At 73.7% G+C, this 6,076-nt stretch carries 6 protein-coding genes; 2 read left to right on the top strand and 4 right to left on the bottom strand.

All coding sequences use genetic code 11. The features are described from left to right. A partial coding sequence (locus tag ACW0Q9_RS28395; RefSeq protein ID WP_456186480.1) for a hypothetical protein occupies positions 1-1,090 on the top strand: 1,090 nt, incomplete at its 5' end. Positions 1,091-1,148: 58 nt separating this feature from the next. Here ACW0Q9_RS28395 and ACW0Q9_RS28390 read toward each other — a convergent pair. The 4 genes from ACW0Q9_RS28390 to ACW0Q9_RS28375 are packed head-to-tail and all read right to left on the bottom strand — an operon-like array spanning position 1,149 to position 4,088. Next, positions 1,149-2,063: a glycosyltransferase family 2 protein gene (locus ACW0Q9_RS28390; protein WP_456186478.1), complete on the bottom strand. Its 915-nt coding sequence runs from the start codon at positions 2,061-2,063 to the stop codon at positions 1,149-1,151. Beyond that, complete coding sequence (locus ACW0Q9_RS28385; protein WP_456186476.1) at positions 2,060-3,037, bottom strand: sulfotransferase family protein; 978 nt, start codon at positions 3,035-3,037, stop codon at positions 2,060-2,062. Before ACW0Q9_RS28385 ends, ACW0Q9_RS28390 begins: the two co-directional genes overlap by 4 nt. After that, on the bottom strand, positions 3,034-3,615 hold the full coding sequence (locus ACW0Q9_RS28380; RefSeq protein WP_456186474.1) for a glycosyltransferase: 582 nt from the start codon (positions 3,613-3,615) through the stop codon (positions 3,034-3,036). The genes ACW0Q9_RS28385 and ACW0Q9_RS28380 overlap by 4 nt, the downstream gene beginning before the upstream one ends. Next, positions 3,612-4,088 carry a UDP-N-acetylglucosamine--LPS N-acetylglucosamine transferase gene (locus ACW0Q9_RS28375; RefSeq protein ID WP_456186472.1) on the bottom strand — a complete coding sequence of 159 codons (477 nt, stop codon included), beginning with the start codon at positions 4,086-4,088 and terminating at the stop codon, positions 3,612-3,614. Before ACW0Q9_RS28375 ends, ACW0Q9_RS28380 begins: the two co-directional genes overlap by 4 nt. A gap of 498 nt (positions 4,089-4,586) precedes the next feature. On the opposite strand from ACW0Q9_RS28375, the gene ACW0Q9_RS28370 reads away from it, so the two are divergent. Beyond that, on the top strand, positions 4,587-6,076 hold a 1,490-nt coding region (locus ACW0Q9_RS28370), incomplete at its 3' end, for a Wzz/FepE/Etk N-terminal domain-containing protein (protein WP_456186470.1).

Genomic DNA, 6,076 nt, shown 5'->3' with positions numbered 1-6,076 from the left:
GGTCGCGCCGACCCCGACGCCGCCCGGGGGTGCCCGGCGGCGCTGGCGGGTCGCCCTGGCCACTGCCCTCGTCCTCGCCGTCGCGGGCGGCGGCGCCGCCGTCGCAGCCCTCCGGCCCGACCCGACCCCGCAGGCCGGCGAGACGCCGCAGACCGGCGGACCGGCGCAGTCGGCCGGCCCGAGCGCCGCGGCCACGCCCGGCGCCCCCACCCCGAGCGCCGCACAGGGCCTCGGCGGCAAGCCGGCCGTGTCGCCGTCGACCTCCGCCGGCTCGACCCCGGGCTTCACCGGCACCCGGCTGACCCTGCCCGGCGCGTCGATCGGCGTGCAGAACGGGGAGACGTTCGGGCAGGCGCTGAGCCGCTCCGACCGGACCTTCGGCAAGCTGCGGATGGCCCGGGTCTTCTTCCCCGGCCTGCCGCCGGCCTGGAACGGCAGCCGGGCCGACGTGGTGGACCGGACCGTGGTGGTCTCCTTCAAGGCCTCCCCGCAGGAGATCAACTCTGGCAAGCACGACTCCTGGCTCGCCTCCTGGTTCGCCTCGATCCCCCGCGAGCACAACGTGTACTGGTCGTACTTCCACGAGCCGGAGGACGACGTCGAGCGCGGCGCGTTCACCACGGCGGCCTACCGGACGGCCTGGAAGCGGGTCGCCGGGCTGGCGAACCGGGCGAACAACCCCAAGCTGATCAACACGCTGATCCTCATGTGTTGGACGCTCGACCCGAAGTCCGGGCGCAGCTTCGACGCCTTCTACCCAGGCGGCGACGTGATCGAGACGCTCGGTTGGGACTGCTACAACTGGGGCGCCAAGTGGAAGCGCTACGCCTCGCCACAGGAGATCTACGGCGAGATGATCAGCAAGTCCAAGGCGCTGGGCAAGCCGTGGGGCGTCGCGGAGACCGGCAGCGACCTGGTGCCGGGCGACTCGGGCAGCGGCCGGGCGACCTGGATCCGCTCGATGACCGGCTTCCTCAACGGCCAGCGGCCGGAGTTCGTCGCCTACTACAACCAGGTGGTCAGCCAGGGTGACTTCCGGCTGCTCGACCAGCCGAGCATCCAGGCCTGGAAGTCCTTCTGCGTGGCCTGACCCCACGCGCGGGAACGGGCGGGCGACCGGATGGTCGCCCGCCCGTTCTGCGTACGGCTCAGATGCCCCGGCCGCGCTTGTGCAGGGTGCGCAGCACCCGGTCGGCCTGCACGGCGCGGCTCGCCACCGCCAGTGCCAGGTAGGCGCGCGGCTCCCGGGGGTTGCGGGCCAGGGTGCGGCGGGCCCAGCGCACCGCGTCCCGCCGGTTGCCCATGGCCGCCTGGGCGAAGGCGATCTGCCCGGCCACCCGCGCCTCGCCGTGCGGCACCGTGGCGAACTCCGGGTAGCGGCGCAGCAGCCACTGCAACGCGGTCGAGATGGTCTCCCAGCGCTGCGCGAAGTACGACCGCTTGTGCCAGCGGACCAGCACGTACGGGCTCTCCACATTGACCAGCGGGGCGTACCGGGCGGCCCGGAGCAGGAACTCGTAGTCCTCCGCGTAGCTGCCCGGGATCTGCTCGTCGACCAGCCCGATCGCGTCGAGCAGGGCGGCCCGGCGGATCAGGAAGGTGGACGGGTGCAGCTCGGTGAGGCGGTCGCGGAGCAGCGCCTCCAGCGACACCCGGGAACGGTCCAGCGAGCGGTCCACCGTCCGGTCGTCGTAGCTGACCCGGATGCCGCAGCTGACCAGGGCGCCGTCCGGGTGCACGTCGAGCGCGCCGAGCTGGGCGGCGAGCTTGCCCGGCAGCCACTCGTCGTCGTCGTCGCAGAACGCGACCAGGTCACCGGTGGCCGCCTCGATGCCGGTGTTGCGCGCCCCGGCCAGCCCGGGGCTGCGGGTGTTGGTGATGACCCGGACCCGCCGGTCGCCCCGGTCCAGCTCCAGCGACCGGTCCGGCTCGGACTGGTCGTAGACCACGATGGCCTCGATCAGGCCGGGGTGCGCCTGGGTGAGGATCGCGTCGAGCGCCGCGCGCAGCAGCTCCGGACGGTCCCGCGTCGGTACGACGACCGAGATGCTCGGCCCACTCATGCTTTCTCCACGGACTCGTCGGATCCCCGCTGGCCCAGGTAGCCGTAGCGGACTCGGAAGGGGAGCGTGGCCAGGCTGACCACGGCCCGGCTGCGGCGCGGCAGGCGGTTCCGCCACGCCTCGTCCCGCCGCACGGTCAACGGCCCGCCGCTGAACCGCAGCGGATTGCCCGCGATGCTGTGCGCCCGGAACGGGGCGGCTGGCGGGTCCGTGAGGATGCGCAGCGCCTCGGGGTCGTCCGGCAGGCCGGCGAACTCGCGCAGCCGCCGGACCGTGCCGGCCGGGTCGGCGGTGAAGTCCTCGTAGCGCAGCCGCAGCACCTGCGCCCGGGCGGCGAGCAGGTGGAAGGCGGCGTTCTGCGCGGTCCACAGCTTGCTCACCTCGAACGGCGAGAAGGTCGGCATGAAGTCCTCGCCGTCGACCACCTCGGGCCGGCGCACCTGCTTGCCCCAGGAGTAGGCCACCGCCCGGCTGTCCCGGACCAGGTGCAGCACCCGCAGGTCGAGCCCCTCGGCCCAGCGCAGCGCGAAGGCGAGTGAGGCGTGCTTGCTGGAGTCGACCACCACGCGGGCGCCGGTCGCCGCGAGAGCGGCCCGGTAGATGCGGGTGTAGAGGTCGGCGTAGCGGCGGACGTCCGCGAGCTGCTCCGCGGAGAGCGAGTTCTTCGCCAGGCGCGGGATGTGCCGGGTCCGGTCGACCCGGTCCTTGAGCGCCAGCACGTCCTCCCGGTCGACGGCGGACCAGCCGCCGAAGGCGTGCTCGCCCACCTGCCGCCAGAACGGGCAGGCGGTGAAGCGTTCGCCGCAGCCGCACCGCTCGTCGGCGCCGAGCGCCCGCTCCCAGAGGTGCACCACCTCACCGACCGCGCACACGTCGGCACTCTGCGCCAGCAGCAGCTCCAGCAGGGTGGAGCCGCTGCGGCCGAGGCCACCGACGAAGAGGACGCGGGGCTCGGCCGGCTCTGGGGCGCTCACGGGCGCCGCCCGCCGGCGCGCTGGCGTACCCGGCGGGCCACCAGGTCGTCGATCACCGCGCCGACCCGGGCCACCGCCTCGGCGCGCGGGTCGGGCCGGCCCGGGTCGGCGGCCAGGACGAACCGGGCCGGGTCGGCCAGCCCCTCGTCGAGGGCGGCGACCAGGTCGGCCTCGGACTCGCAGAGCCGGACCATGCCGGCCGCGCCCAGCCGGCGGGAGAAGAGCTGCTGGTGGTTGTCGACGTGCTCGTCGTGGGTCGGGTCGCGGGGCACCACGATCGGCAGGTGGCCGGTGCGCCGGGCCTCGGTGATGGTGGCCGGGCCGCCGTGGCTCACCACGAGCGTGGCGTCGGCCATCGCCCGCTGGAGCTCCTCGTGACCGAGGAACGGGGTGGCCTCGGGCAGCGCCGGCGGGCGGCTGTGCCCGTACTGGAGGACGAGCCGGACGCCGGGCCGGTCGGCGTGCCACCGCTCCAGCCAGCCCACCAGCCGGTCGAACCGGTGCACGTCGGTGCCGACGACGACCAGCACGAACGGCACCGAGCGGCCGTCGCGCTGCCGCGGCAGATGAACGGTCACAGGAGGTTCCCCACGACGGTCGCCTCCGGGTACATGCGGCGCTGCTCCTCCCACTGCACGAGCATCGCGGAGAGGAAGGGGCGGCAGAGCCGGGCGGTCAGCGTCGCGCTGTCGATCCGGTCGTAGACCTCGATGTAGACCGTCGGGATCCGGCGCAGCCGCGCCGCGACCACGAAGGGCAGGGCGACCCCGGCGCCGGTGGTGACCACCGCGTCGACCCGGCGCCGGCGGATCACCTTCAGCGCGAGGAAGGCGTTGCGGACCAGGTTCCGGACGTTCCGGGTGGTCGGGTGGTGGGCCCAGACCACGTCCTCGCCGGCGAGCAGCGAGCGGGCGTCCGGGGTGTCGAAGGTGACCCACGCCCGACGCCGCTCCCGGTACCAGGGCTCCAGCGCCAGGAGCTGGGCGAGATGCCCGCCACTGGAGCCGACCAGCAGGACCTGACCCGAGTCATCGGTTGACCCGCTCACCAAACATTCCTCCCCGTACGCCGCGACCGCGCCCGGATTCTCGCGAATGACCCTCGGACGCGCCATGACAACCTACTGGCGCGGGGGTGGACAACTGAAGGGGCCGTTGGACGGATCCCCACCGACCGGTCGGGTCACCCCGCGAATCCCGTGGACGGGATCCGGCAGGGCGCGCGACGGCCGAGGTCAGCCGGGGTACGACCGCCACGACGGGCCGGGCCAACCGCACCGGCCGGAATGTGTCAGGATTCCGTCACCGCTCCGCACGAGGGCCGGCGGCGACGCCGACCTCCGGGGGCAGGTCGGGCCCAACACCGGGAAACCCGCCGAATGGCCAGCGCCGATCGGCCATATCTACGCGGGCTGCCTACACCTGGGCAGGCTTACCGGAACGGGAGCAGACTTTCCCTCATCGTTCGGATCGGGGACACTCAAGGTCACGGTCAGGTCCAGCTGTGCCGTGGACTGCCCGGCTCGGTCGAAAGGGAGCGACAGACTCTGATGCCCTCACCCCATTTGGCCGAGAGCGACTCCGACGGTCTTGCGCTGATGGCCTACCTGGGCTGGCTGCGCCGCCGTTGGTGGATCCTGCTCCTCGCCGCGCTCCTCGGCCTGGCCGGTGGCCTGGCGGTGAGCCAGCTCCAGCACGCGCGCTACACGTCGAGCACGTCGCTGCTGGTGCGCCCGCTCAGCGCCGGCGCGGAGAACAACCCCAACGCCAAGGTCAACCTCGACACCGAGGCGCAGGTGATCCGCTCGCTGGTCGTGGCCGAGCGGGCCAAGGGCCTGATGAAGGTCGGCACCGGGGCCGACCAGCTGGTGAAGTCGGTGACCGTCACCGTCCCGCCGAACAGCCAGATCCTCCAGGTGGCCTACGAGGCGGACAGCCCCGCCCAGGCGCAGTCCGGGTCGCACGCCTTCGCCCAGGCCTACCTCGACCTGCGCAAGGCCACCGCGCAGAAGGCGCTGGAGAACGAGATCACCGCGCTCAAGCAGCAGATCACCGACGTCAACAAGCAGCTCAGCGCGGTCGCCGGGCGGATCGCCGCGGCGCCGGCCAACAGCCCGGAGCGGGAGCGCGCCGAGGCCGACCGCAACGTGCTGACCAACCAGCTCACCTCGCTGAACAACCGGCTCAGCCCGCTGCTCTCCGCCGACAGCGACCCGGGCGAGATCATCTCGGACGCCCGGCTGCCGGAGAGCCCCAGCTCGCCGAACCGCACCCTGAACCTGGCCAGCGGCATGGGTGCCGGCCTGCTGCTCGGCATCGTGCTGGCCCTGGTGCTGGACCGGCTGGACACCCGGATCCGGCGCGGGCGGGACATCTCCGACCGGGTCGGCCTGCCGCTGCTGCTGGAGCTGCCGGCCCGCACCCCCTCGCTGGCCGTGCTGCCCGCCACCCACAAGATCTCCCGTGAGCTGGGCCGGCTGCGTAACGTGCTGCTCTCCGCGGTGCCCGAGCCGGCGCAGGCCGGTCGCGGGCGCCAACTGCTGCTCTGCGACGGCTCGGCCGGCAGCGCCGCCGGGTTCGTGGCGGCCAACCTGGCCGCCGCGTACGCCCGCACCGGCCAGCAGGTCGCGCTGCTCACCACCAAGCCGGACTCGGTGCTGAGCGCCATCACCGGCGTGGCCGAGGGGCGGCACAGCCTGGCCTCGGTGCTCCGCCGGGACGTGCCGGCGCTCAAGGCGCTGGCCCCGGTGCCGGGCCTCGGCCAGCTCCGGGTGCTCGTCCCGGGCGACCTCGACGCCGAGGTCGAGCTGCCGGTCTCCGGCCTGCTGGAGATCCTGCGCGAGCTGTCCGCGCGCTTCGACCACGTGCTGATCGAGACCGCCCAGCCGACCCTCGCCGTGGAGGCCCAGGCGCTGGGCCGGCACGTCGACGCGGTGATCGTGGTGGCCGAGACCGGGCGGACCCGCAGCGGCGAGATCACCGCCGCGCTCCAGCAGTTCGAGCAGGTCAACGCCCCGGTGATCGGTGCCGTGCTGGCCCC

This window comes from Micromonospora sp. I033, from assembly GCF_053890995.1.
This window is presented reverse-complemented; position numbering and strand designations above follow the sequence as displayed.